The following is a 25786-nucleotide window of genomic DNA, read 5'->3' on the forward strand; positions in this document are numbered from 1 at the left end:
GCCGCAACCCTTCACGAAGACTTGCTCCTGAGTGCCAGAACGCTGCCTTCAAGGTCGCCGCAGATCCACACCGTGCCGTCCGGCCCGACATCGAGCCCGGTCATGTTGCCCATCGGCCCGCACATGTGGCCGACGCCGCCGAGCGGTTTGGGATCGGTGCCTTCCGGCGGCCCGACCGGCAGCCCCTGCGCGATCACTTCGCGCGCGCCGCCCGAAAGGTCCGACTGCACCACTTCGCGGCGCTTCACATCAAGCACGGTGATCCGGCCATCGCGGATCGCCAGCCCCTCCGGCCGGACCAGATCCTCGATCACCGCTTCCGCGCGTCCGCCGACCAGCTTGACCACCCGGCCCGCACCGCTTTCCGCGACATAGACGGTGCCGTCCCCGGCCACCGCCACACCCTTGGGACGGTCGAGCCCGGAAACCAGCTCCTCCACTTTGCCGCCCCAAACCGAATGGACCTTGCCGGTGCCATATTCGGCGAAAACCACCGCGCCAGAGGGGGCAACGGCCACGCCCATCAACTGGTCGAACCCGCTGGCCAGCAGTTCCATCGAGGGGCCGGCGGGATGGAACTTCGCGACTTCGCCATTGGCGGTCGTCACGATCATCTCGCCCGCTCCCGCTGCGACGACGCCGCGCGAATATCCGGGGAAGTTCGGGCTGAACAGCATGCCTTCCAGCTTCACCGCCTCCCCCGCGCGCAGCGAGAAAACGAAGCCGCCATCGGCGATCCACAACACGCCATCGGCGCCCATCGAGACATCGAGCGGCCATTGCAGGCCCTTCTCGATCAGCGGCTTCACCAGCCCGCCCGCGGCCTTGGGCGTGGTGATCTCATGGATCGAGCCGAGAATGTGCGAGATGAACAGCCGGTCGCCGACGAACGTGCAGTTGTCCAGCCCGGCGCCAATATCGGCCAGCACCGTCTTGGCGCCGGTGCGCGGATCGATGCGCAGCACTTGCCCGCTGGCGACCTGAGTAGAGACGATCATGCCCTCTGCATCGAACTTCACCGAATCGGGCACACCCAGATCGCCGCAGACCACTTCGGGCTCACCGCTGCCGTCCAGATTGACGCGCCAGATCGCATTGGCCCCCATCACCGGCATGTAGAGCTTGCCGTCGGGGCCCACTTCGAAGGCATTGGGCATCGGCACATTGTTCGCGATCACGCGCGGCGCCCCGCCGTTTCGGTCGAGTTCGAGCACTTGCGCGCCCATTTCGCATCCGCCCGCGATCAGGCGGCCCTGCGAATAGGTGATCGGGTTGGCGACGGGCAGGTCGCCGTAGACGACCGCACTGGTGCCGTTCGAGCGCAGCACCGAAACGCGGCCTTCGGTGATTTCGGTGGCGTAGAGGTTGCCCTCCTCATCGAAGGCAAGATCGTCAGGCGCGGTAATGCCGCCGCCCATCGGGCTGATCACTTCCACCGCGCCGCTGTCCGGATCGACCGCGCTGATCTGGCTGCCGCCCACTTGTGCGACGTAGATCCGCCCATCCGCCCCGGTGCGTAGGCCATTGGCGCTGTAGAGCCGCGTCGGCGGCGTCATGCGGTGCAGCATCCAGCCTTCGGCCGGGCGGGCGGAGACGACGCCGTGATTGCGTCCTGCGGGTTCGAGCATCGGTGAAATCGTCCTCTCGTCCGGCGCTCTTGCGGCCGTTCTTTTCCCTTCGAGCCTATCCAGCACATCCGAAGCAGGCAACGCGAGGACCCGGGCGAGAGCCTCTCGGGCGCGCACTATCGCCCCGGCGACGTTCACGGGGCTTTGTTCGATTGCCCCGCCCTCCCCCGTGCGCATATTCGATCGTCAGACGGAAAAGAGACCGCCTCCATCAGAGACGGTCAGCCGGGAGAGTTCCATGGAAGAGATGCGTTTCGACGGCCGCGTGGCCGTGATCACCGGGGCCGGACGCGGGCTTGGCCGGGCCTATGCGCTGCTGCTGGCCGCGCGCGGGGCCAAAGTGGTGGTCAACGATCTGGGCGGCGCGATCCGGGGCGATCTCGATGCGCCGGGCGCGGATATCAGCGTGGCGCAGAGCGTGGTGGACGAGATCGTGGCGGCCGGCGGCGAAGCGATCGCCAATACCGATTCCGTCGCTACGCCCGAAGGCGGCAAGGCCATCGTCCAGGCCGCGCTGGACAAGTGGGGCCGCATCGACGTGCTGGTCCACAATGCCGGCAACGTGCGCTACGGATCGATCCGCGAGCTTTCCAGCGCGGACTTGCACGCCGTGCTCGACGTGCATCTGCTGGGTGCGTTCCATGTGGTGCAGGCGGCGTTCGGGCCGATGTGCGATGCCGGGTATGGCCGCATCGTGCTGACCAGCTCGGTCGGCGGGCTCTACGGCAACGAGCGCTGCGTGAACTACGGCATCTCGAAGTCGGCGATGCTGGGCCTGAACAACATCGCCGCGCTGGAGGGCGAAGAGCACAATGTGAAGTGCAACGTGATCGTGCCCGGCGCGGTGACGCGCATGGCCGAGGGGCTCGACATCTCGCAGTACCCGCCGATGGAGCCCGAACTGGTGGCCCCGGTGGTCGGCTGGCTGGCGCATGAGCAGTGCCCCGTGACCGGCGAAATGATCGCATCGATGGCGGGCCGCGTGGCGCGGATGTTCGTGGCGGAAACCGAGGGCGTCTACCGCCCGCACTGGACGATCGAGGATGTCGCGGCGGCATCCGAAGCCTTCCACGACAAGGCGAAGCTGCACGATTTCGGGCTGCACGGGCATGTCGATCACATCGGCTACTCATTCAAGATGGCGACTGCTGGCGCGGATGCCTGACGGGGCGCCCGAGCATCACTAATAAACAACACTGTTGACAACTAACCGGCTGCTGCGCCAGATTCAGCGGTAACGGGCGACCGGAGCAGAGTCGCCGCCAAGAGGATGCCCATTCGATGGAAATGACCTGCCTCAAGTCCGATGTGCCAAGCCCTGAGGAACTCGATATCCCGGCGCTGAAGGCCAAGTATCGTCAGGAGCGTGACAAGCGCATGCGGCGCGAGGGCGGCGAGCAGTATATGCGGCCGACCGACGACTTTTCGGACAATTACGCCCACGACCCCTTCACGCCCGTTACCGAGCGTGAAGCGCTGGTGGAGGATATCGACGTCGCCATCCTCGGCGCCGGGTTCTCGGGCATTCTCGCCGGCTATCACCTGCGTGAGGCAGGCGTTTCCAATGTGCGCAACATCGATCACGCCGGCGGCTTCGGCGGCGTGTGGTACTGGAACCGCTATCCCGGCGTGCAGTGCGACAACGATGCCTACTGCTATCTGCCGCTGCTGGAAGAAACGGGCTTCATGCCCAGCAAGAAGTTCTCGGATGGCTGGGAAATCCAGCAGTACTGCCAGGACATGGCCGAGCGGTTCGACCTTGCCGACAAGGCGCTGTTCCACACGCTGGTCACCGGCATCCGCTGGGATGAGAGCATCAAGCGCTGGCATGTGACCACCAATCGCGGCGACGACATTCGCGCCCGCTTCGTGGTGATGGCCGGCGGCGTGATGAACATGCCCAAGCTGCCCGGCATCCCCGGCATTCACGACTTCAAGGGCAAGATGTTCCACACCAGCCGGTGGGAGCATGACTATACCGGCGGTTCGTGGACCGCGCCGGAACTGGAAAAGCTGCGCGACAAGCGCGTGGCCATCGTCGGCACCGGGGCAACCTCGGTCCAGGCGGTGCCCTATCTCGCCAAGTATGCGAAGCACCTCTACGTGCTGCAGCGCACGCCTTCGAACATCGACGAGCGGCCCAATCCGCCGACCGATGCCAAGTGGGCGGCCTCGCTCCAGCCCGGCTGGCAGCAGGAGCGCATGGCGAACTTCCACCGCGCCGCGCAGCAGTTCTTCATCCCCGGCGAGCCCGACCTGATCTGCGACATCTGGACCGAGATCAGCCGTAACCTTGCCATCGAACTGGGCGAGGAAGGCTGGCCCGCGCTCGATCCGCTGGAATTCATGGATCGCCGCGAAGTGGTGGACTTCCAGGTGATGGAACGCCTGCGTCGCCGCGTGGACTCGATCGTCGAGGACAAGGACACGGCGGAAAAGCTGAAGCCCTACTTCCGCTTCATGTGCAAGCGGCCGCTGTCCAACAACGATTACTACCCCGCGTTCAACCAGCCCAACGTCACGCTGATCGACGTGTCCGGCACGCAGGGGGTTGAGCGGATGACCGAGAAGGGCTTCATCGCCGATGGCGTGGAGCACGAAGTAGACCTGATGATCTTCGCCTCCGGCTTCGAAGTGACCAGCGACCTGAAGCGCCGCTGGGGCATCGACACGGTGGAAGGACGCGGCGGCAAGTCGATCTACGACCACTGGACCAACGGCGCGAGCACGTTCCACGGCGTGATCACCGACGAGTTCCCGGCGATGTTCTACATGGGCTACATCCAGGGCGCGACGAACTCCTCCACCACCGAACAGTTCGGGCGTCAGGCGGAGCACATCGGCTTCATGGTGGGCGAGACCTTGCGCCGCGGTGCCAGCACCATCGCCGCCACCAAGCAGGGCGTCGAAGGCTACTGCGCGCACTGCAAGGAAAACGAAGTCGACATGTCCGGCTTCCAGAACGATTGCACGCCCAGCTACTTCAACAACGAGGGCGACAAGGAACTGAAGTGGGCGCTGTTCCGCGGCTATCTGCCCGGTTGGGACGCCTTCCGCGACATGCTGGGTGACTGGCGCAAGAGCGAGAAACTCGAAGGCGTGAAGTTCGAAGACTAAGCGAATAAACCTCAGGGCGGGAACAATCCGCGTTCCCGCCCGCTACTCCCGGCAAGTATAAAGACCTGTCGGGAGAGCAGACATGTCCAAGATTGCCGCCATAATCGGGCGCTTCCTGATCGCCTTGATCTTCATCACATCCGGCGCGTCCAAGCTGATGGACGTTTCCGCCACCGAAACCCTGATCGTCGCCGCCGGCCTGCCTGCCGGCCTTGCCATACCCACCGGGCTGTTCGAACTGATCACGGGCCTGTGCCTTGCTGCCGGCTTCATGGTGCGGCTGGTCTCGGTGCTGCTGATTGGCTTCGTGGCCCTGACGATCCTGTTCTTCCACCGCCAGTTCACCGATCCGATGCAGCAGATCATGGCGCTGAAGAACGTCGCGATCATCGGCGGCCTCTGTCTGGCCTTCGCACATAGCCAGATGTGGAACCACTACTACGCCATCGCCAGCGAGCGGCGCGGCGAACTGGCCGCGCGCGATGCCGATGCCCGCGTGCGCGAGGCCGAACTGCGCGCCGCCCGGGCCGAGGCACGCGCCGATGTGCTGGCGGAAACCCATGTCGCGGGGGAAACCGTGCCCGTTTCTGCCCTGTCCGACTACGATCGCGGCACCATTCCGGTGACCCGCCGCCGCTGGTTCGACTGGTAAGCCGCTGCCAGATTGGGATTTGATCGCCCACGAATACCCTTGACGCGCCTCTCCCGCCGCGAGACCCTGACCCTAGATAACAAGCGGCGGGAGAGGCCGAGGATGACCAACGAAGACGTGCTGGCGCGCGAAGGGATTCGCGATGTGATCGCCCGCTACAACATGGCCGGAGACCGGCTGCGGATCGACGATTTCGTCGCCTGCTTCACCCATGATGCGATACTGGAAAGCGACCGCGTTCCCGCAGACCGGGCCTTCCGCTTCGTCGGCCGCGAGGCGATCCGCGAATGGCAGACCCAGTGGCTGGACCGTGCCGCAACGGGCGCCCCCGTCCACGATGCGAACTTCGTGCGCCACCACCTCACCACCTCGCAGATAGACCTGGTGACGCGCGACGAAGCGACCGCCCGCACTTACTGGCAGGCCTGGACGCGCATCGGCGCCGATCATGCCGGCTATTATCTGGACGATCTGCGCCGCGTGAACGGCCATTGGCTGATCGCCCACCGCCGCGTGCGGATGGATTGGGAGGCGGAGGCCAGTCTGTTCAAGCCCGCCATCGCCCGCAGCACCGGAATGCGCGGCGTAGCATAGGGCACGAGATTTGGATCGCGCAGGGTCTATGGTATCGGTCCGCGCGAACCGATATCGAGAATTCTGCCCAATGCCTCACTCCACGCAAAGCGCCCTCACTCGATGTGCCTGGGCGAACGGCGATCCGCTGATGGAAGCCTATCACGATGCCGAATGGGGCGTGCCGCTGCGCGATTCCCGGACGCTTTGGGAAATGCTGGTATTGGAAAGCTTCCAGGCCGGGCTGTCGTGGCGCACGATCCTCCACCGGCGCGAGGGATTCCGCCGGGCCTTCGACCATTTCGATCCCGAAGCGGTCGCCTGCTACGGACCGGAAAAGATCGAGGAACTGATGCAGGACCCGGGCATCATCCGCGCCCGCGCCAAGATCGAAGCGACCATCGGCAATGCCCGCGCCTATCTGCAGCTTCAGGCCGAAGGGCACCAAAGAGGCCGCGATTTCGCGCAGTTCGTCTGGTCCTTCGTGGGCGGATCGACCGTCGTGAACGATGGCATCACCGTGCCGGCACAAACCGAAACGTCGCAGGCGCTTTCCAAGGCGCTGAAGGCCGAAGGCTTCAAGTTCGTCGGGCCGACGATCGTCTATGCCTTCATGCAGGCCGTGGGCATGGTCAACGACCATCACCCCGACTGCTTCCGCCGGAACGCGGTTCCGGCCTGACCGACACAGCTGTCAACCGCGCTCAGTTACCCTTGGGCGTGGCCCCCGCCGGCGGCGCGGTGGGCGGCTGGTCGCCGAGCCGCTGCCCGTTGATCTGCAGGCCCTTCTGATCGAGCTTCACTTCCACCGGCATGCCGTTGATCTGGCCGTTCAGCGTCGCGGCATCGTTCTCCACCTTCACGTCGCCTACACTGACATCCGGCGCCATCCCGCTAGGCAGCCCGGTAGGCAAGGCCGTGGGAATGTCGCCGATGTCGGGCACGTCGAGCGGCTGGATCGGGCCGCTGGGATTCGGGCTGGGCTTGCCCGACGGGGCCGGAGCGCCGCCTTCGCGCAGCGCCTGACGCATGAAGTCGCGCCAGATCTTCGCCGGGATCGATCCGCCGGATACGCCCTTCAGCGGTTTGTTGTCGTCATTGCCGACCCAGACACCGACAACGTAATCGCCGGCATAGCCCACGAACAGCGCGTCGCGGTTTTCCTGGCTGGTGCCGGTCTTGCCGAAGTTCGCCGCCTTCAACATCGCCCCGCGCCCGGTGCCCTTGTTGACCACCGCGCGCAGCAGCGTCTCGATATTCTCGTGCTCTCCGTCAGACATCGAATGGCGGCCATCGAACAGCCAGTCGAACCAGCCCTCTTCCGGCACCGGGAACGCGCGCGGTTCGACCGGGAAGCGGTTGGCGGCGACGCCGGCATAGGCGGCGGTCAGTTCCATCAGCGACATCGTCGAGGTGCCCAGCGCCAGACTGGGATCGCCCTGCGGCATCGGCGAGGTGACGCCAAGGCGGTGGGCCATGTCGATCACCGCAGTATCGCCCACTTTCTGCAACAGGCGCACGGCGGCGACATTGCTGGACCGCGCGAAGGCATCCTCCAGCGTGATCGTCTGCGAATAGTTCCCGCCGGCGTTTTGCGGGCGGTAATAGCCGGTCTCGATCGGGGTGTTCTCGATCGTATCCTTCGGCTTCCAGCCCTTGTCGAGCGCGGCGAGGTAAACGAACAGCTTGAACGTCGAACCCGGCTGGCGGCGGGCCTGCGTCACCCGGTTGAACGGCGATGCGGCATAGTCCCGCCCGCCGACCATGGCGACGACTTCGCCATTGCGGCGCATCGCCACCAGCGCGACTTGGGCGGAGCCCAGCCCCGAACCCTCGATCGCACGCCGGGCCGCCGCCTGAAGCCGCGAATCGAGCGTGGTGCGGTAGGTCTGCGCGGCATAGCTCGCCTCGTCGATCATGCGCGCCTGCGGCAGCGCCCAGTCGGCGAAGTAGGTGCCGGTGGGCAATTCGTTCTGCACGCGCACGTCCAGCCGGGGCGGACGAATCGCCTTGGCCTGCGCCGGTGTGAGGAAATTGGCCTCCACCATCGACTGGACGACCAGCTTCATGCGGTCCGCCGCGCCGTCGTAATTGGTGGTGGGGGCAAGGCGCGAAGGCGCCTTCATCAGCCCGGCCAGCATCGCCGCCTGCGCGGGCGTCAGGTTCTCTGGCCGGCGGTGGAAGTAATGCATCGCCGCAGCGCGCAGGCCGTAGCAATTGTCGCCGAAATAGGCGTTGGACAAATAACGCTCGAGGATCTGGTCCTTGGTCAGCCACGCTTCCAGCCAGAAGGCGATCAGCATCTCGCGCCCCTTGCGCGTCAGGCTGCGTTCCGAACTGAGGAAGGTGAACTTGGCAAGCTGCTGGGTGATCGTGCTGCCGCCCTGCGTGCTGCCGCCGGTCACATTGCTCCATAGGGCGCGGGCGATGCCGCGCGGATCGATGCCCCAGTGCGAATAGAAGCGGCGATCCTCGATGGCGATGAAGGCCTGCGGCACGTGGATCGGCAGCGTCTTGATCTCCACCGGCGCGTCTACGATCGCCCCGTTGCGCGCGATCGGCGTGCCGTCTGCGGCGAGCAGGGTGATCTGCGGCGGCGAGATCGGCTGGAGCGATTTGGACAGCGGCGCGGTAATCGCCAGCCAGCCGATCAGCAGGAAGAAAGCGAGCAGCATCGCGGCAATCCCGCGCGTGATCCACCACAGGCGCGTGCGGCGCCCCCGCAGCGGCACCTGCGAATCGAGCGGCGCGCCGGGAATCGCACCGGCAGGGGCGGGCTGGTTGGGCAGCGCTTCCGGGGCCAGAATCGGAGACTTGGCGGCAGAAGGCAGAGGCTGAAGGTTATCCATCGTCAGCGCGTCGCTATACTGGCTGCCGCGCCTTACGAAAAGCGGTCTACGCACAACTTGGCGCAAGACACCCGCTTGACCCGTGCGGCAAAGGCGTTAAATGCGGCCCTCCAGTCGCGTTACAGCGCGTTTGGGCGATTAGCTCAGTTGGTAGAGCATCTCGTTTACACCGAGAGGGTCGGCGGTTCGAGCCCGTCATCGCCCACCATTCCCTTCATTCTGAATATAAAATCTTGCGCTTAGTGCGCACCCGGCTGCAATGGCGATTGCATTCGAACGCGCAATAGTGTCCGCTTGCCCGATCTTTCCACTGGGCATGGACGGGTGCGATGGCATTTATGGAACGGGCGGCGCGGGCTTTGGCGGCATCTTTGGATGGCCGCGACTGGGATTCGTTGGACGCCAATCTTCAAAAGCGCTTCCGGACGGCCGCGCGCGCGGTGCTGGAAACGCTGCACGAACCCGATGAATTCATGATGGAAGCCGGCGCCGAGATCGTGCGCCATGTCGGCCCGGACGAATCGGACGATGCCTATCGCAACGATGCCGCCAATATCTGGCGGCTGATGGCCTCCGCCACGCTGGCCCAGAACGGGCACGCCTGAGGCAGCACCAGAGGGCGAGAGGTTACGGACGCAAGGAACGTCGGGCTCCGCGAAAAAATCGGGAACCTCGGTAACCGCGAATACGTCGGGAACTCAGGAACCCCAAAACCTCCCCCCAAACTCCCCGTCATCCCCGCGAAGGCGGGGATCCCGCTTGTTCTTTTGTCGAGCCACGCCCGGCGTAAAGATGTCGCGCAGCCCCAAAAAAAGCGGGGCCCCCGCCTTCGCGGGGGCGACGGCATGCTTGATGGTTCAAGCATGCCTCCGGGCCTTTCCTTTCAGCTGACCTTAAAACCGACCTAGCGCCTTAGGCGGCGTTCCAGCCGATCACGGCCTTCACTTCCAGATATTCGGCGAAGCCATGCTCGCCCCACTCGCGGCCGTTGCCGGAGCGCTTGTAGCCGCCGAACGGTGCGTGGAAGTCGAAGCCGCCGTTGACCCAGATCGCCCCGGTGCGCATCCGGCGCGAGACGGCGCGGGCAGCGTCGAGGTCTTCGCCCGAGACGTAGCCGCCCAGGCCGAAGTTGGAATCGTTGGCGATGGCCACCGCGTGATCCACATCGTCGTAGCCAATGATGACGAGCACCGGGCCGAAGATTTCCTCGCGCGCGATGACCATGTCATTGGTCCCGACGAAGACGGTGGGCTTGACGTAGTAGCCCTTGTCGAGCCCTTCGGGCTTGCCGGGACCGCCCGCGATCAGCTTGGCGCCTTCCTCGATGCCCCGTTCGATGTAGCCCTGGATGATCTCGTACTGGCTCTTCGAAACGACCGGGCCCATCGCGAAGTTGCCCTTGGGATCGCCAACGGTAACGCCGTTCGCGGCCTCGGTAGCGGCGGCGATGGCGTCGTCCATGCGCGCGTTCGGCACCAGCAGGCGCGAACCGGCCGAGCAGGTCTGGCCGGAATTGCCCATCATGCCCGCGGTGGCGGCGGCGACATTGGCGGCGAGCGAGGCGTCGTCGAGCACGACCCATGCCGACTTGCCGCCGAGTTCGAGGCCGACGCGCTTCACGGTATCGGCTGCGTCCTTCTGGATCTGCACGCCCACCGGCTCGGAGCCGGTGAAGGAGATCATGTCCACGTCCTCATGGGTGGAGAGCGCGGTGCCGATCTCGCTGCCCTTGCCCTGCACCATGTTGAATACGCCCGCCGGAACGCCCGCGTCGTGCAGGATTTCGGCAAGGATTTGCGCCGAATAGGGGGCGAGTTGCGGCGGCTTCAGGATCATCGTGCAGCCGGCGGCGAGCGCCGGGAAGATCTTCACGCAAGTCTGGTTCATCGGCCAGTTCCACGGCGTGATCAGCCCGCAGACGCCGATCGGCTCCTTGCGGATCAGCGTGACGCCGCGCTGTTCCTCGAACTTGAACTCCTTCAGCACCTCGATCGCGGTGGAGAGGTGGCCCTTGCCCAGCAGCGTATGGAACCCGCAGGCGAGCGACATCGGCGCGCCCATTTCCTCGCTGACCGCCTCGCCCAGTTCGGTCTCGCGCTTCTGGTATTCGGCCAGGATCGCTTCGAGCATGTCGAGGCGTTCCTTGGCGCTGGTCTCACCGAACGTGGCGAAGGCGCGGCGCGCGGCGGCGACGGCCTTGTCGACATCGGCGGCCGTGCCGAGCGAGATCGTGCCGGAAACTTCCTCGGTCGCCGGATTGACGACGTGTGCGGTGCGCGGCGCGATGGGATCGACCCACTGACCGTCGATGTAGAACTGGGTGTAATTGCGCATCGTTCTCTCCCGTTCCCAAGCCAAAACCGCCCCGCTCTCGGGTTGAGAGGGGGCGGTTTCGCTCAGGTCTGCATGTGTTTTCCGGCGTCCGGAATTACTGCGTTCCTTCAGCGTACCAGGTGCGGAATTCGGAGTAGTTCGGCATTTCTTCCGAGTTCGCCGCCGGGTCGATCGGCACGTGGATCACGGTGCAGCCGCCACGCTCGTAAGCGCGCTTGATGGCCGGGCCGATGTCCGCCGCCTTCTCGACATATTCGCCCGCCGCGCCGAAGCCTTCGGCGATCTTGTCGAAGCGGACCTTGTCCGACCAGTGCACGCCGGTTTCCTTGGTGCCCTTGCCGAAAGTGCGCTTGTAGACACCCACTTCGAGGCCCCACTGGAAGTCGACGCCGACCACGATCACCAGCGGCAGGTTCTTGCGCACGGCGACTTCGAGTTCGCCGACGTGGAACAGGAACGACGAGTCCGAGGTCAGCAGCATGCCCGGGCGGACCTTGCCGGTTTCGGCCTGGTCGGCGAGCATGGCGCCGGTGGCATAGGGCAGGCCGGTGCCGATGTGGCCGTAGTTCTGATTCCAGATCACGTCATGCGGCTTGGCCTGCGAATAGGTCCACTGGAAGATCACGGTGGCGCCGCCGTCGCGGATCAGGATGCCGTCCTTCGGGAAGGCCTTGGTCGCTTCGGTGACGAACTGGCTGGTGTGCATCTTCGCGGTCGAACCATCGGGCTTGGTCGCGGCTTCCTCTGCCAGTTCGACAAGCTGATCGGCATCGCGCTGGATGTATTCGGCAAGCGACGGTGCAGCCTTGCGCGGGGTATCCTTCAGCGCGCGGACCAGCTGCGGCACCACGGCGCGGACATCGCCGACCAGCGGCACGTCGATCGGGCGGTTGACGCCGATCGCGGTCGGGTCCTGCTGAACGTAGATCCACTTGCGGTTGGCTTCGTTGTCCACCCAGTGGCGCCAGCGGCCATAGTGGCTCGGCTCGCCCAGTTCGGTGGCTAGCGCCACGCAGCAGTCGCTTTCGACGACCGCGTCGATCGAGGCTTCCGAGAAGCCGTAGGGGAAGGTGCGATCCTCGATCCCGTCGATGAACGAGGTGCCGCCCGAGGTCTGGATCACCGGGCACTGCATCAGTTCGGCCAGTTCCTTGACCGAAGCGCCCGCCTTGGCGGTGTAGACGCCGTGGCCGACCAGCAGCACCGGGTTCTTCGCATTGCGGATGATCTCGGCCGCTTCGGCAATGCGGTCGCCATCGGCGCCCTGCATGGTCAGGCGGTAGCGATGCGGCGGCAGCACCGGCGGCAGGTCGAGTTCTTCGAGAATGACGTGCGCGGGGTATTCGATATAGGCCGGCCCCGGCGTGCCCGACATGGCGACGCGGATCGCCTCGCGGACGATTTCATCGGTCTGGTCGGCATATTCGATCGAGCTGGAGAACTTCACCGAATCCTCGATCATCGGCTCCTGCCGGACGAACTGGATGCGGCCACGGCGCACGCGGCGCTCGGTGATGCGGGCGCGCTGGCCGCCCATGAAGATCACCGGATCGTTCTCCACCTTGGCGCACTGCACCGCCGGCATCATGTTCGCCATGCCCGGCCCGAGCGTGCCGATGCAGAGTGCTGGCTTGCCGGTGATACGGGCAGCGGCGGCAGCCATGTGGCCGGCGGATGCTTCGTGGTGCGGCGAAACGACGGTCCAGCCGCGCGCTTCCGCTTCCAGGAACAGGTGGACGAAGTTGGGATCGGGAATGCCGAACAGGGTCTTGATGCCCTCAGCCTCGAACAGATCGAGAATGCGCTTGTAAACCGGGGTGCCCTTGCGCGCCTTTGCCGGTGCTTCGGCCTGCGGTTGATCGTCGTACATGGTGGTGCCTTCCTTCTCGATCCCAATCTCGTTGCCGGCGGTTCTCGGGGGGACCTGCCCCTCCACCGCTATCGCAGCGCCCGGCTTGAACAGGTGGTTAGCGCAAGCCTCGGGACGCTGTCAGGTGAAATCAACAGTACTGTTTACTTCGAATCGACTGCTATCGCTGGGGCGACGCTTTCGAGTTCAGACAGGACGCTTTCGTTGTCCTGCCCAAGCGTCGGCGCGGGTCCGCGGACCTTGCCGGGGGTGGCCGAAAACCACGTCGGCACGCCGGGAAAGCGTACCTGGCCCTGCTCGGTCTCGACGTCTTCGAAGAAACCGATGGCGTTCAGATGCGCGTTGTCGAAAAGCTCGTCGGTGGAGCGCAGCGGCGCGCAGGGGATGTGCAGGCCGCGCAGGGTGTCGAGCCACTCCTGCGTGGTGCGGGTCAGGAACGTCTCGCCGAGCAGACCGTAGACCCGGCCGATCTGACGCGCGCGCTTTTCCAGCGTCGAGAACTCATCACCCAGTTCACCTCGGGCCCATTCCGGCTGCACCGATTCGACGAAGGCGCTCCAGTGCTTGTCGTTGTAGACCAGCGCGGCGACGTAGCCATCCTTGGTCCTGTAGGGCCGCCGGTTGGGCTCGACCGCGCGGTGGTAATGCGCGGGCGTGGTCGGCGGCGTGAACATCGCGCCGTTGGCGTGCTCCACCAGCATGAACGAGGTCATCGCCTCGAACATGGTGACTTCGACTTCCTGCCCCTCTCCCGTCCGCTCCCGGTGATAGAGCGCCATCATCGTCGCGTAGAGCGCGTGGAGGCCCGCCACTTTGTCCGCCATGATCGTGGCGACATAGCCGGGCTCTCCATTCATCAGGCCCTGCACATGCGGAATGCCGCATTCGGCCTGGATGGTATCGTCATAGGCGGGCTTGTCGCCCTCCGGCCCGCGGCGCGAATAGCCGTAGCAATTGGTGTAGACGATGTCCGGCCGGATCGCGCGCACCGCTTCGTAATCGAAGCCCAGTTTGCGGATCGCGCTGCCGCGCATCGAATGGATGAAGACGTCCGCCGTGGCGATCAGCCGGCGCAGCGATTCGCGGTCCTGCTCCTGCCGCAGATCAAGCATCAGCCCGCGCTTGCCGCGATTCACATTGACGTAGATGCCGCCCATGCCGGGCACCGGACCCTTGGTGATCCAGCGGGTATTGTCGCCCTCTGGCGGCTCCACCTTGATCACTTCGGCGCCCATGTCCGCCATGATCTGCGTGGCATAGGGGCCGAAGACCACGCTGGTGAGGTCCACCACGCGCAGCCCCGCCAGCGGTCCACTTGCCGCCCCCTCACCCTTGTTTTCCTTGCTCGCGGTCAAGGCCCTCTCCTTCTTGTCATGCCATGGGTAACGCACCGCCGGAGCGAAAACCATTCGTATTTGCGTTTGACGGACGCATATCGGCACGATGATGGTTGTGGGCCTAGGGCCGCGCTGCTAGTCCCGTGAGTGGGAAGACAAGAGGATTGCCATGGATTTCGCCTTTACCGACGACCAGCAGAACATCCGCGAGGCGGTTCTCAAGCACTGTTCGCAGTTCTCTGACGAGTACTGGCTGGAAAAGGATCGCAGCGGCGAATTCCCCACCGAGTTCCACAAGTCGATGGCCGATGCCGGCTGGCTGGGCGTGGCCATGCCCGAAAGCGTCGGCGGCGCTGGGCTGGGCATAACCGAAGCGGCAGTGATGATGCAGGCGGTGGCGGAAAGCGGCGGCGGCATGACCGCCGCCTCGGCGATCCACGGCCCCGTCTTCGGCCTCGAACCGGTCATACTCTTCGGCAACGAGGAACAGCAGCAGCGCATGATCCCGCCGATCCTTTCGGGCGAGGAGAAGATGTGCTTTGCGGTGACCGAGCCGAACACCGGGCTCGACACCACCAGCCTCAAGACCCGCGCCGAGCGCGTGCCCGGCGGCTACCGCGTCACCGGCGAGAAGATCTGGATCACCAACGCCCACGTCGCCGACCGCATGCTGCTGATCGCGCGCACCACGCCGCTGGAAGAGGTCAAGAAGAAGACCGACGGCCTCACGCTCTTCTATTGCAAGCTCGATCGCGAGAAGATCGAGACTCGCCTGATCCCCAAGATGGGCCGCCACGCGGTGGGTTCGAACATGATGTTCATCACCGACTTCTTCATCCCCGAGGAAGATCGCATTGGGGAGGAGGGGCAGGGCTTCCGCATCCTGCTCAAGGGCCTCAACCCCGAACGCGTGCTGCTGGGTGCGGAGGCGACGGGCCTTGGCCGCGTCGCGATCCAGCGCGCCTCCCGCTATGCCCGCGAACGCGTGGTGTTCGGGCGGCCGATCGGCCAGAATCAGGGCATCCAGCACCCGCTTGCCAAGGCGTGGATGCAAGTGGAGGCCGCCAGCCTGATGGTGTTCAAGGCCGCCACCCTGTTCGACAAGGGGCTGGACTGCGGCGTGGAGGCCAATGCCGCCAAGTATCTGGCCGCAGAAGCCGGGTTCGAGGCATGCCAGACCGCCGTCATGTCGATGGGCGGCATGGGCTATGCGCAGGAATACCACGTGGAGCGTTACCTGCGCGAAGTGATGATTCCGCGCATCGCGCCGGTCAGCCCGCACCAGATCATGAACTTCATCGCCGAGAGGGTTTTGGAGCTGCCCAAGAGTTATTGACGCCGCTCCACTTGAGAAACCCCGTCATCCCAGCGAAAGCTGGGATCGTAATCGGCAGCGCGGGGCATGGCCGCCCGCGATCCCGGCTTTCGCCGGGATGACGACTGGAGAGAACATGCCCATAACCCACGAAGCTATCGCCGCCCGCTCCTGGCTTTTCGCGCCGGGCGACAGCGAGAAGAAGATGACCAAGGCCATGGAAGGTGAGGCGGACATCGTCCTCATCGACCTGGAAGACGCCGTCGCGCCTGACTCCAAGGCCGCCGCACGCCCGATGGTGCATGACTTCATCGCCGCCCACCCCGATCAGCGCGGCCGTCTCTGGGTGCGTATCAACCCGCTGGACGGGCCGCATACGCTGGACGATCTTGTGGCGATCATGCCGGCGCGTCCCGGCGGGATCATGCTGCCCAAGGTCTATGGCCGGCAGGATGTGGAGACGCTGGACCGCTATCTCGAAGCGCTGGAAGTGGCGAACGGCATCGAACAGGGATCGACCCCGGTTATCGTGCTGATCACCGAAACGGCCGAGGCAATGTTCCACACCGGCGACTACAAGGGCGCGCCGCGCGTGGTGGCGCTGACCTGGGGTGCGGAAGATCTGGCCGATTCCATCGGCGCATCGTCCAACCGCAATGCGGACGGATCGTACTCCTTCACCTACGAACTGGCCCGCAGCCTGACGGTGCTGGGCGCGGCGACCGCCGGCGTCACCGCGATCGAGACGATCAGCGCCGACTTCAAGGATCTGGAAGCGCTCAAGGCCCGCGCCGAGAAGGTCCGCCGCGACGGCTATCGCGGGATGATGGCGATCCACCCGGCGCAAGTCCCGGTGATCAACGAGGCGTTCACGCCGACCGAGGCGGAGATCGCCGAAGCGCAGGAAATCGTCGATATATTCGCCGCCAATCCCGGCGTGGGCGCCATCGGCTGGAAGGGCGGCATGCTCGATCGTCCCTACCTCGCCCGTGCCGAACGGCTGCTGCGGCAGGCAGGGAAGCTGTGAGCGAGAACCTCCGACCTCCCCTCCCCTTCAGGGGAGGGGCCGGGGGTGGGGGCTCTCGCCCTCAAGCAACGTCAGCATTTGCCGAAGCCCCCCACCCCAACCCCTCCCCTGAAGGGGAGGGGCAAAGCGCATGACCCTTAAACTCACTCCCGAAACGCTCGACCTTTCGCGGTTCCTGAAACCGGGTGACCGCATCGTGTTCGGCCAGGCCTGCGGCGAGCCGACCACGCTGGTGCAGGCGCTGATCGAACAGGGGGAGGCCATCGGCGGCCTCCACGCTTTCATAGCCACCAGCTTTTCCGGCCTGTTCACGCCCGAAAGCGCGCGCGCCTTCCGCCTCTCCAGCATGGGCGCCATCGGCGCGCTGCGGAGCATGACCAAGGCCAATGCGCTGGACGTGATCCCCGTCCACGTAAGCCAGATCGCCTGCCTGATCGAGGCCGGGATCATGCCCTGCGACGTGGCGATGATTCAGGTCAGCCCGGCCGATGCGCAGGGCAATCACAGCTGCGGCCTGATCTCCGACTACGTGCGCGCGGCGGTGGACAAGGCCCGCCTCGTGATCGCCGAAGTCAACGAACAGGTGCCCTACGTTCCGGGCGAGACGATCCCCGCCGCGTTGATCGACGTGGCCGTCCAAGTCAGCCGCGCGCCGGTGGAAGTGGCTCCCGCGAAGATCGGCCCCACCGATGAAGCCATTGCCCGCCACTGCGCCGAATTCATCGGGGACGGCGCGGTGCTGCAAACCGGCGTGGGCGCGGTGCCGGACGCGATCCTGCGCCTGCTGCACGACCGCCGGGACCTTGGCGTCCATTCGGGCATGCTGGGCGATGGCCTTGTCGACCTTGCCGAGGCCGGCGTGCTGACCAATGCCCGCAAGGAGATCGACCGGGGCGTCTCGATCAACGGCGCGCTGATCGGCACGCGGCGGCTTTATGACTGGGCCGCGCACAATCCGGCGATCCGCATGGCGCCCAGCAGCTACACCCACGGCGTGAAGCCGATCATCCAGTTGACCCGGCTGGTGACGATCAACTCCGCGCTGGAAGTGGACCTCACCGGGCAAGTCAATGCCGAGCAATCGGGCGCGACCTACCTCGGCGGCACCGGCGGGCAGGTCGATTTCGTCCGCGCCGGATCGCGCGTGCCGGGCGGTGCCTCGCTGATCGTGCTGGCCTCCACCGCCAAGGGCGGCACGCTGAGCAAGATCGTCCCCACCCTCTCCGGCCCTGTCACCACCGCGCGGACCGAGGTGGACGTGATCGTCACCGAATACGGCGCGGCACAGCTCAAGGGTCAGACCTTGGCCGAACGCGCGAAGCGACTGGTCGCCATCGCCCATCCCGACTTCCGCGAGGATCTGTCGCGCACCGCCCATGAGATCGAGAAAAGGGGCTTCTGAAGTGTCGAGTTCGCAAGAAAGCCGGGCCGTCATCTACGATGCCCATGACGACGGCATCGCGGTCATCACCATCAACCGCCCCGAACAGCGCAATTGCCTCAGCCGCGAAGTGCGCGAGGGGTTGCGAGAGGCCTGGGCGACGTTCGAGGCCGACGCCTCTGCCCGCATCGCCATCCTCACCGGCAGCGGCGACAAGGCCTTCTGCGCGGGCGGCGACCTCAAGGAGATGGTCGAAACCGGCATGGCCGTGCCGCCGCGCGACCTTTACGCGCTGCCCTACGACACCATCGAACTGACCAAGCCGACCATCGCCGCCGTCAACGGCCACGCCTTCGCCGGCGGCTGGATGATCGCGCAGGCCTGCGACCTCTGCGTCGCCAGCACCAATGCGAAGTTCGCGATTACCGAAGTGAAGGTGGGGCGCGGCAGCCCCTGGGCTTCGCCGCTGATCCACATGATCCCGCAGCGGATCATGATGGAGATCATGCTGACCGGAAAGCCGATCACCGCGAGCCGCGCTTACGAGATCGGCCTCGTCAACCGCCTTGCCGAGCCCGGCGCGGTGCTGGACGCGGCCATCGAACTGGCACTGGAAGTGCTGGAAGGCGCGCCGCTCTCGGTAAAGGCCGCGCGCGAGACGGTGATGCTGTCGACCGAAATGGGCCGCTCCGCCGCGCTGCAGGCCGCGCGTGCGACGCATGAGCACACCTACAACAGCGCCGATGCGCAAGAAGGCCCGCGTGCATTCGCGGAAAAGCGCAAGCCGGTGTGGTCGGGTAAGTAAGCGGCGGAGGACGTAATCTCGCTCCGCCCAAACTCACTCCGTCGCCCCCGCGAAAGCGGGGGCCCCGCTATCCTTTCGCCGCGCCCGCCAAGAAAAGCGGGATCCCCGCCTTCGCGGGGATGACGAGGATTGTTGTGCGGTAGAGGCCGTCGGGTCCGATCGCCCAACGGAACGCAGCTCAAAGCTTCGGCAAGGTCACCCCAAGCTGGCCCATGTACTTGCCCGCGCGGTCGGCATAGCTGGTCTCGCAGGGCTCGTTGCCCTTCAGGAACAGGAACTGGCACGCACCTTCGTTGGCGTAGATCTTGGCCGGCAGCGGCGTGGTGTTGGAGAATTCCAGCGTCACGTGCCCCTCCCAGCCCGGTTCGAGCGGGGTGACGTTCACGATGATGCCGCAGCGGGCATAAGTGCTCTTGCCAAGGCAGATCACCAGCACGTCGCGCGGCACGCGGAAGTATTCCACCGTACGGGCCAGCGCGAAGGAGTTGGGCGGGATCACGCAGACGTCGGTCGTGCGATCGACGAAGGAATTGGCGGCGAAATCCTTGGGATCGACCACCGCCGAATCGACATTGGTGAAGATCTTGAACTCCGGCGCGACGCGCGCGTCGTAGCCGTAGGACGAGAGGCCGTAGGAGATACACCCGTCGCGGCGCTGGGCCTCGACGAAGGGCTCGATCATTCCGTGTTCGAGCGCCTGCTCGCGGATCCACTTGTCGCTCAGGATAGACATGCCGCAGTCATTCCCGATGGTACGGGGTGGGGCAAGGGGCAGCTCTCTATTTGTCCACGGGGCAAGGCATTTAGGCTTGAGCCGATTTAACTTCCAATGCCCTCGTGCATTGGGGCACGCTGCAATCGACATTGCCGTCTGCGAGTTTGCCCGTGATTCTGATTGCCTTGAAAATGCTGGTCCTTTTCGCCGCGCTCACATTGGCCACGGGACCGCGAAGCAGCCTGCGCGGGCGGATCTGGCATGACGGGCTGGTGATCCCCCTAGCCCGGCGGCTTTCGCGGATAACGCGCGGGCATATGCTGCTAACGGTGGGCCTTGCCGCGTTCTTCAGCCTGCTGGTCTGGCTCTTGGGCGGAGACGGTCTGCGCGTTTCGTCGATGGCGCTGCCGGAAGTGACGACCTGGGCCATGACGTTCGAGATTTCGACGCTGCTCGATGCTATGGCGGCCGTGGCGATCATGGCGGCCACAGTGCGAATCCGGACGATGGGCACGTTCGTGCCCAGCCTGTTGCGCGCGCCGTTCCGCCGTACCCGCCTGCGAACTGCCAGAACGCGCCGGCGTCCACGCATCCGGCCGACCTCTGCCAACGACGATGACCCGCATGGGATCCTGCTCGCCGCATAAGCCCTTTATCCCAAGCTTAACATTAGGCTGATAGCCACCCCGCCATGACTCGCCCTGCCCGCATCCTCCTCGTCTTCGGCACCCGGCCCGAAGCCATCAAGCTTTTCCCGTTGGTCCATGCGCTGAAAGCCGATCCACGCTTCGAATGCGTGGTCTGCGTCTCCGCGCAGCATCGCCAGATGCTCGATCAGGTGCTGGAGATCGCCGGGATCGTGCCCGATCACGATCTGGACGTGATGCAGCCCGATCAGACGCTGGATGCGCTGACCGCAAATCTGCTGACCGGGCTCGGCAAAGTCATGGACGCCGTGAAGCCCGACCGCGTGATCGTGCAGGGCGATACCGCCACCGCCATGGCCGGCGCGCTCGCCGCCTATTATCGCAAGCTGCCGGTCGATCATGTCGAAGCGGGGCTACGCTCGGGCAATATCCACCACCCCTGGCCCGAGGAAGTGAACCGCAAGATCATCGGCGCCATGGCCAGCCTGCACTTCGCGCCGACCGAAACCTCTGAGGCCGCGCTGCTGCGCGAGAATGTCGACCCCGCGCGCGTCCATGTCACCGGCAATACGGTGATCGATGCGCTGCACTGGGTGGTCGGCGAAATCGAGCGCCAGCCCGCGCTGGCCGCCGGGCTTGCCGATCTGGAAGCGCGTTTCGCCGGCAAGCGGATCATCGGCGTCACCAGCCACCGGCGCGAGAATTTCGGCGAGGGCATGGAGCAGATCGCCAAGGCCATCCGCGCAATCGCCGCGCGGCCCGATGTGGCAGTGATCTTCCCCGTCCACCTCAACCCCAACGTGCGCAAAGTGATGAACGAGCGGCTGTCCGGGCTCGACAATGTCGCGCTGATCGAACCGCTCGACTACCCGCACTTCGCCCGCCTGATCTCCATTGCGGAGATCATGCTGACCGATTCGGGCGGCGTGCAGGAGGAAGCTCCCGCGCTGGGCAAACCGGTGCTGGTGATGCGCGAAACGACCGAACGGCCGGAGGGCGTGGCGGCCGGAACCGCGAAACTGGTCGGAACTTCGGCCGATACGATCGTTACCGAATTATCAACCCTGCTGGATGATAGAGTGGCATACGAGTCCATGGCGCGGGCCCACAACCCCTTCGGGGACGGGCATTCCTCGCGCCGAATCGTGGAGTTGCTTGCCAGTGAAATCGGATAAACGAACCTGTCCGGCTCATTGGGATGCTCCGGGACGGAGCCAATTTTGGCCCAGTGCAAGGCACGAGGAGGGAGCAATGCCTGCCCATTGTGACCGACGAGTAACGCAGCAATGGGCCAAAATTGGCCCGCCCCTTCGGGGTTGGCATTGGAAGTTCGCTGGGGGCGTCACGACGCTTGTCCGGGACAACCAGCCCGCCCGGCGCGCCGCTCCTACCCAGCGAACTTCCAATGCCAATCACGGAGTATCCCAATGAGCCGGACAGGTTCGCCGCCTGACGTCTGCGTCGTAGGGCTGGGCTATATCGGCCTTCCCACCGCCGCAGTGATCGCCCGCGCCGGGTGCAAGGTGCTGGGCCTCGACGTCTCGCAGGCGGTGGTCGACACCATCAATCGGGGCGAAATCCATATCGAGGAAGTCGATCTCGACGGCCTTGTACAGGGCGTAGTCTCACGCGGGCTGCTCTCGGCCTCGACCGAGATCGCACCCGCCGACGTGTTCGTGATCGCGGTGCCGACGCCGTTCGACAAGAACCACGCGCCTGACATTTCCTACGTCCTCGCCGCTGGCCGCTCGGTCGCGCCGGTGCTGAAGGCGGGCGACGTGGTGATTCTGGAATCGACCTCTCCGGTCGGCACCACCGAGCAATTGCGCGACCTGATCGCGCAGCTGCGCCCGGACCTCAAAATACCCTATAGTGATAAGGGGGGCCTCACCCGCGATACGCCCGACGTCTCGATCGCCTATTGCCCCGAGCGTGTGCTGCCCGGCCGCATCCTTGAGGAACTGACCAACAACGATCGCTCGATCGGCGGCATCACCCCGCGCTGCGCGCGCAAGGCGCTGGCCTTCTACAAGCGCTTCGTGCGCGGCGAATGCGTGACCACCGATGCCCGTTCGGCCGAGATGACCAAGCTGGTCGAAAACGCCTATCGCGACGTCAACATCGCCTTCGCCAACGAACTGTCGATGGTGGCAGACCGCATGGGGCTGGACGTGTGGGAGGTGATCCGCCTTGCCAACCGCCACCCGCGCGTGAACATCCTGACCCCCGGCCCCGGCGTCGGCGGGCACTGCATCGCCGTCGATCCCTGGTTCATCGTCCACGGCGCGCCCGAGGAAACCCCGCTGATCCGCACCGCGCGCGGCGTCAACGACCACAAGATGCACCACGTGATAGCCAAGGCCGAAGCGCTGGTGGAGGCCAATCCGGAGGCGAAAGTCGCCTGCCTCGGCCTCGCCTTCAAGGCGAACATCGACGATTTCCGCGAGAGCCCGGCCCGCTTCGTCACCAGCCGCCTCGCCCGCAAGTTCGGCAGCCGCATCCATGTGGTGGAGCCCTACGCGGCGCAGCTTCCCATCGAATTCACCGATACCGGCGCGGTGCAGATCGACATCGACGATGCGCTGGAGACGTGCCAGATCCTGATCGTCCTCGTCGATCACGACGTGTTCCGCGTGGTCCCGCTGGCCGAGCGTGCGGACAAGCTGGTCTACGACACGCGCGGAATTTGGCCGGATCAGCCGCGTGTGGTGCGGGAAGAAGCGGCGAAGCTGGCTTTGGCCGGGTAAGGCCCAGCCGGCGGCTTCCTTCGGTCCACCTACCTCAATCCATCCTCGTCGCCCCCGCGAAGGCGGGGGCCCCGCTTTTGTGAGTTCACGCGGAGACGCCGTGCGGTTCTGCACCCTCGGCGTCTCCCCGTCTCTGCGTGCTTTAAAAGAACAAGCGGGGTCCCCGCCTTCGCGGGGACGACGGGTTATGTTTGGTGAGGTTTGCGGCAGACGGCGGGCGTTACGCCCGCCCGGCAATCAGAGCAGTACGGCCTTCACACCGTCGATCACATACTGCGCAGCCAGGGCCGCCAGCAGCACGCCCAGCAGGCGGGTAATCACCGCCTCCACCTTATCCCCCAGCACCCGCATCAGCGGGCCTGCGGCGGCCAGCGCGGCGAAGCTGAGCACCATCACTGCGATCATCGCGGCGAGCACGGCCAGCGTCTCTTCCATGCCGTGCGCGCGCGAAGTGAGCAGCATGATCGTGGCGATCGAGCCCGGTCCCGCCAGCATCGGCATGGCCATCGGGAACACCGAAACGTCGTCCACCTCGGGCGTTTCCATGTTGTGGGCGATGATCTTCTCGGCCCGTTCCTCGCGGCGCTGGGTGCGCTTTTCGAAGACCATGTCGATGGCGATCATGAACAGCATGATGCCGCCGGCGATGCGGAAGGCGTTGAGTTCGATGTGCAGCGAATGCAGCAGTCGCTCGCCGAACAGCGCGAAGACGACGAGGATGGCGGTGGCGATCAGGCAGGCGCGGCCGGCCATGGAGATCGCCTGCGATCGGTTCGCCTCGGCCGAAAGACCGGCATAGATCGGCGCGCAGCCGGGCGGGTCGATCACGACGAAGAGCGTGACGAAGGCGCTGAGAAAGAGTTCGTACATGCGGGTTACGGGGCCTTCGGCGCGGCGACATCGCTGCGCATCACTTCGGTCATGGTGCCGTTCTTCATCAGCGAGACGACGAGCGAGCGGGACTGGTCAGCGGCGACACGGTAGGACCACGTCAGTGTGCCGTCGTCCGAACGGCCTTCGCCGGTCATGCCGGGCGGGCCCTTGGCAGGTTCGGGGCGCTGCGTATCGGGGCGCGGGCCGCCTCCGCCCGCACAGTCCGCCACGGAAGCCGAAAGCATGTCGCTGTTCGGCAAGGGCTGCGCCAGCGTATCGCCCTGATCGAGCACCCAGCGGTAATCGGTCTTCTTCCAGCGCTTCTGCCAGATCGTCGTGAAATAGCCGACCGAACCGTCAGGCCGCTGCCACGCGCCCTTGGTCACGCCCAGGGTACCGTCGCAGCTCATCCAGACTTGCGCGGGTTGCCACTGCACGGCGGCGGGTGGATCCTTGCGGCCGCTGAGCCATGTCTGCGCGCGGACCGGTTCCGGCACGAACATCACCGCATCTTCGGCGGCGGTTTCGCGGAAGGCGGTCCACTGCCCCTTCTCGCGCGCCATGCGGGCGAACGCGATCTCCGCCGCGATCAGCGCGCTGGGGTTGGCGGTGCCGACGCCGGGCGCCCGATCAGGACGGCGTGCAAGCGCCGGTGTTGCCACCAGTGCCAGCGCCGCCGCTCCGGCGAGAGCCCGGCCGAGGCTCAAAGGGCGCTCTCGTCGAAGTCCAGACCGGCACTGCGGTAGGCGGCGACGATGGTGTTGCGCAGCAGCACGGCGATGGTCATCGGGCCGACACCGCCGGGAACCGGGGTGATCGCACCGGCCACTTCGGTGGCCGAGGCGAAATCGACATCGCCGACCAATTTGGTCTTGCCTTCCTCGGCACCCGGAACGCGGTTGATGCCCACGTCGATCACGGTGGCGCCGGGCTTCAGCCAGTCACCCTTGACCATTTCGGGACGGCCGACGGCGGCCACCACGATGTCGGCACGGCGGACGACTTCGGGCAGATCCTTGGTGCGGCTATGCGCCACGGTGACGGTGCAGCTTTCGGCGATCAGCAGCTGCGCCATCGGCTTGCCGACGATGTTCGAACGGCCGATCACCACGGCGTCGAGGCCGGAAAGCGAGCCCAGCCGGTCCTTAAGCAGCATCACGCAGCCCAGCGGCGTGCAGGGCACGAAGCCCGGCAGACCGGTGGCGAGACGCCCGACATTGACGACGTGGAAGCCGTCCACGTCCTTGTCGGGGTTGATCGTGGCGATCACCTTCTGCTCGTTCATGTGCGCGGGCAGCGGCAGCTGGACGAGAATACCGTCGACGTTCGGGTCTTCGTTCAACTGGCGCACTACCGCCAGCAGATCGTCCTCGCTGGTGTCGGCGGGCAGCTTGTGTTCGAAGCTGTTCATGCCGGCGGCCAGCGTTTGCTTGCCCTTGTTGCGCACGTAGACCTGGCTGGCCGGGTCTTCGCCCACCAGAACCACGGCCAGGCCCGGCTTGCGGCCGGTGCGCGCCTCGAACCCGACGGCAGCGGTGCCTACGCGGGCGCGCAGGCCCTCGGCAAAGGCCTTGCCGTCGATGATATCTGCCTGCGCCATCAGTAATAGGCCTGCGCGACGTTGCCGAGAATGATCTGCAGGATCTTCAGGCCGATGATCAGCACCATCGGTGAGAAATCGATCGCGCCGGTGTTCGGCATGATGCGGCGGATCGGCCGCAGCATCGGCTCCAGGATCGCGTTGAGCGCGGTCCATACGGCCGAGACGAACTGGTTGTGGGTGTTGACCACGTTGAACGCGATCAGCAGGCCCAGTACGAACTGCACGATCACCACGAAGACGATGATGCTGATCAGGTAGGAAATGATCTGGTAGAGGGTGAGGAACAGCAACGCCGGCTCCTTGGATGCGTGGG

General features: G+C 65.4%; 23 protein-coding genes and 1 tRNA gene. 14 read left to right on the top strand and 10 right to left on the bottom strand.

Annotated elements, in window-relative coordinates; all coding sequences use genetic code 11:
- Nucleotides 1–11 precede the first annotated feature (11 nt).
- The gene (locus ACZ1JC_RS09310; protein WP_465137128.1) at nucleotides 12–1628 is read right to left on the bottom strand and encodes an SMP-30/gluconolactonase/LRE family protein; all 1617 of its coding nucleotides are present in this window, start codon (nucleotides 1626–1628) and stop codon (nucleotides 12–14) included.
- Between the two features lie 238 nt (nucleotides 1629–1866).
- Here ACZ1JC_RS09310 and ACZ1JC_RS09315 point away from each other — a divergent pair, with 238 nt between their 5' ends.
- The 5 genes from ACZ1JC_RS09315 (at nucleotide 1867) to ACZ1JC_RS09335 (ending at nucleotide 6652) form a co-directional block, all read left to right on the top strand.
- The gene (locus ACZ1JC_RS09315) at nucleotides 1867–2793 is read left to right on the top strand and encodes an SDR family NAD(P)-dependent oxidoreductase (protein ID WP_465137127.1); all 927 of its coding nucleotides are present in this window, start codon (nucleotides 1867–1869) and stop codon (nucleotides 2791–2793) included.
- 116 nt (nucleotides 2794–2909) lie between these two features.
- Nucleotides 2910–4745, top strand: coding sequence for a flavin-containing monooxygenase (locus tag ACZ1JC_RS09320; RefSeq protein ID WP_465137126.1), 1836 nt, complete (start codon nucleotides 2910–2912; stop codon nucleotides 4743–4745).
- A gap of 82 nt (nucleotides 4746–4827) precedes the next feature.
- Nucleotides 4828–5397, top strand: coding sequence for a DoxX family protein (locus ACZ1JC_RS09325; RefSeq protein ID WP_465137125.1), 570 nt, complete (start codon nucleotides 4828–4830; stop codon nucleotides 5395–5397).
- Nucleotides 5398–5499: 102 nt separating this feature from the next.
- The gene (locus tag ACZ1JC_RS09330; protein WP_465137124.1) at nucleotides 5500–5991 is read left to right on the top strand and encodes a nuclear transport factor 2 family protein; all 492 of its coding nucleotides are present in this window, start codon (nucleotides 5500–5502) and stop codon (nucleotides 5989–5991) included.
- 70 nt (nucleotides 5992–6061) lie between these two features.
- Nucleotides 6062–6652, top strand: a complete 591-nt coding sequence (locus tag ACZ1JC_RS09335) for a DNA-3-methyladenine glycosylase I (RefSeq protein ID WP_465148416.1) — start codon at nucleotides 6062–6064, stop codon at nucleotides 6650–6652.
- Nucleotides 6653–6674: 22 nt separating this feature from the next.
- On the opposite strand, the gene ACZ1JC_RS09340 is transcribed toward ACZ1JC_RS09335, so the two are convergent.
- A complete protein-coding gene (locus ACZ1JC_RS09340; protein ID WP_465137122.1) occupies nucleotides 6675–8819 on the bottom strand; it encodes a transglycosylase domain-containing protein in 2145 nt (714 codons plus the stop codon).
- 132 nt (nucleotides 8820–8951) lie between these two features.
- On the opposite strand from ACZ1JC_RS09340, the gene ACZ1JC_RS09345 reads away from it, so the two are divergent.
- Together ACZ1JC_RS09345 and ACZ1JC_RS09350 are read left to right on the top strand one after the other, a co-directional pair.
- A tRNA-Val gene (locus tag ACZ1JC_RS09345) sits at nucleotides 8952–9027 on the top strand.
- A gap of 121 nt (nucleotides 9028–9148) precedes the next feature.
- Complete coding sequence (locus tag ACZ1JC_RS09350) at nucleotides 9149–9424, top strand: hypothetical protein (protein ID WP_465137121.1); 276 nt, start codon at nucleotides 9149–9151, stop codon at nucleotides 9422–9424.
- Nucleotides 9425–9731: 307 nt separating this feature from the next.
- Here ACZ1JC_RS09350 and ACZ1JC_RS09355 read toward each other — a convergent pair whose 3' ends face one another.
- From ACZ1JC_RS09355 to ACZ1JC_RS09365, 3 genes are all read right to left on the bottom strand, one after another.
- Complete coding sequence (locus tag ACZ1JC_RS09355; protein WP_465137120.1) at nucleotides 9732–11153, bottom strand: aldehyde dehydrogenase family protein; 1422 nt, start codon at nucleotides 11151–11153, stop codon at nucleotides 9732–9734.
- Nucleotides 11154–11247: 94 nt separating this feature from the next.
- Nucleotides 11248–13023, bottom strand: a complete 1776-nt coding sequence (locus ACZ1JC_RS09360; protein WP_465137119.1) for a thiamine pyrophosphate-binding protein — start codon at nucleotides 13021–13023, stop codon at nucleotides 11248–11250.
- A gap of 143 nt (nucleotides 13024–13166) precedes the next feature.
- Nucleotides 13167–14378: a CaiB/BaiF CoA transferase family protein gene (locus ACZ1JC_RS09365; protein ID WP_465137118.1), complete on the bottom strand. Its 1212-nt coding sequence runs from the start codon at nucleotides 14376–14378 to the stop codon at nucleotides 13167–13169.
- A gap of 151 nt (nucleotides 14379–14529) precedes the next feature.
- On the opposite strand from ACZ1JC_RS09365, the gene ACZ1JC_RS09370 reads away from it, so the two are divergent.
- The 4 genes from ACZ1JC_RS09370 (at nucleotide 14530) to ACZ1JC_RS09385 (ending at nucleotide 18888) form a co-directional block, all read left to right on the top strand.
- Nucleotides 14530–15696: an acyl-CoA dehydrogenase family protein gene (locus ACZ1JC_RS09370; protein ID WP_465137117.1), complete on the top strand. Its 1167-nt coding sequence runs from the start codon at nucleotides 14530–14532 to the stop codon at nucleotides 15694–15696.
- Between the two features lie 115 nt (nucleotides 15697–15811).
- Entirely contained in the window at nucleotides 15812–16702 is an 891-nt protein-coding gene (locus tag ACZ1JC_RS09375) for an HpcH/HpaI aldolase/citrate lyase family protein (protein ID WP_465137116.1), read from the top strand.
- A gap of 130 nt (nucleotides 16703–16832) precedes the next feature.
- A complete protein-coding gene (locus tag ACZ1JC_RS09380) occupies nucleotides 16833–18104 on the top strand; it encodes an acetyl-CoA hydrolase/transferase family protein (RefSeq protein WP_465137115.1) in 1272 nt (423 codons plus the stop codon).
- A gap of 1 nt (nucleotide 18105) precedes the next feature.
- Nucleotides 18106–18888, top strand: a complete 783-nt coding sequence (locus ACZ1JC_RS09385) for an enoyl-CoA hydratase/isomerase family protein (RefSeq protein ID WP_465137114.1) — start codon at nucleotides 18106–18108, stop codon at nucleotides 18886–18888.
- A 178-nt stretch (nucleotides 18889–19066) separates the two neighbouring features.
- Here ACZ1JC_RS09385 and dcd read toward each other — a convergent pair whose 3' ends face one another.
- Nucleotides 19067–19621 (bottom strand): dCTP deaminase, encoded by a 555-nt coding sequence (gene dcd / locus ACZ1JC_RS09390; RefSeq protein WP_465137113.1) that lies wholly within the window; start codon nucleotides 19619–19621, stop codon nucleotides 19067–19069.
- Between the two features lie 152 nt (nucleotides 19622–19773).
- Between dcd and ACZ1JC_RS09395 the strand changes: the two genes are divergently transcribed.
- The 3 genes from ACZ1JC_RS09395 to wecC all read left to right on the top strand — a co-directional run bounded on the left by ACZ1JC_RS09395 (nucleotide 19774) and on the right by wecC (nucleotide 22997).
- On the top strand, nucleotides 19774–20250 hold the full coding sequence (locus tag ACZ1JC_RS09395; protein WP_465137112.1) for a hypothetical protein: 477 nt from the start codon (nucleotides 19774–19776) through the stop codon (nucleotides 20248–20250).
- A 44-nt stretch (nucleotides 20251–20294) separates the two neighbouring features.
- Nucleotides 20295–21425 (top strand): non-hydrolyzing UDP-N-acetylglucosamine 2-epimerase, encoded by a 1131-nt coding sequence (gene wecB, locus ACZ1JC_RS09400; protein ID WP_465137111.1) that lies wholly within the window; start codon nucleotides 20295–20297, stop codon nucleotides 21423–21425.
- Nucleotides 21426–21677: 252 nt separating this feature from the next.
- Nucleotides 21678–22997, top strand: coding sequence for a UDP-N-acetyl-D-mannosamine dehydrogenase (gene wecC, locus ACZ1JC_RS09405; protein WP_465137110.1), 1320 nt, complete (start codon nucleotides 21678–21680; stop codon nucleotides 22995–22997).
- Between the two features lie 237 nt (nucleotides 22998–23234).
- On the opposite strand, the gene ACZ1JC_RS09410 is transcribed toward wecC, so the two are convergent.
- The 4 genes from ACZ1JC_RS09410 to ACZ1JC_RS09425 are packed head-to-tail and all read right to left on the bottom strand — an operon-like array spanning nucleotide 23235 to nucleotide 25763.
- Complete coding sequence (locus tag ACZ1JC_RS09410) at nucleotides 23235–23867, bottom strand: MarC family protein (protein ID WP_465137109.1); 633 nt, start codon at nucleotides 23865–23867, stop codon at nucleotides 23235–23237.
- 5 nt (nucleotides 23868–23872) lie between these two features.
- The gene (locus ACZ1JC_RS09415; RefSeq protein WP_465137108.1) at nucleotides 23873–24577 is read right to left on the bottom strand and encodes a hypothetical protein; all 705 of its coding nucleotides are present in this window, start codon (nucleotides 24575–24577) and stop codon (nucleotides 23873–23875) included.
- The gene (gene folD / locus ACZ1JC_RS09420; RefSeq protein ID WP_465137107.1) at nucleotides 24574–25470 is read right to left on the bottom strand and encodes a bifunctional methylenetetrahydrofolate dehydrogenase/methenyltetrahydrofolate cyclohydrolase FolD; all 897 of its coding nucleotides are present in this window, start codon (nucleotides 25468–25470) and stop codon (nucleotides 24574–24576) included. Before folD ends, ACZ1JC_RS09415 begins: the two co-directional genes overlap by 4 nt.
- Complete coding sequence (locus ACZ1JC_RS09425; protein ID WP_465137106.1) at nucleotides 25470–25763, bottom strand: YggT family protein; 294 nt, start codon at nucleotides 25761–25763, stop codon at nucleotides 25470–25472. The genes folD and ACZ1JC_RS09425 overlap by 1 nt, the downstream gene beginning before the upstream one ends.
- Nucleotides 25764–25786: the final 23 nt, after the last annotated feature.

This window comes from Sphingomonas sp. BL-S-28 (genome assembly GCF_055521515.1).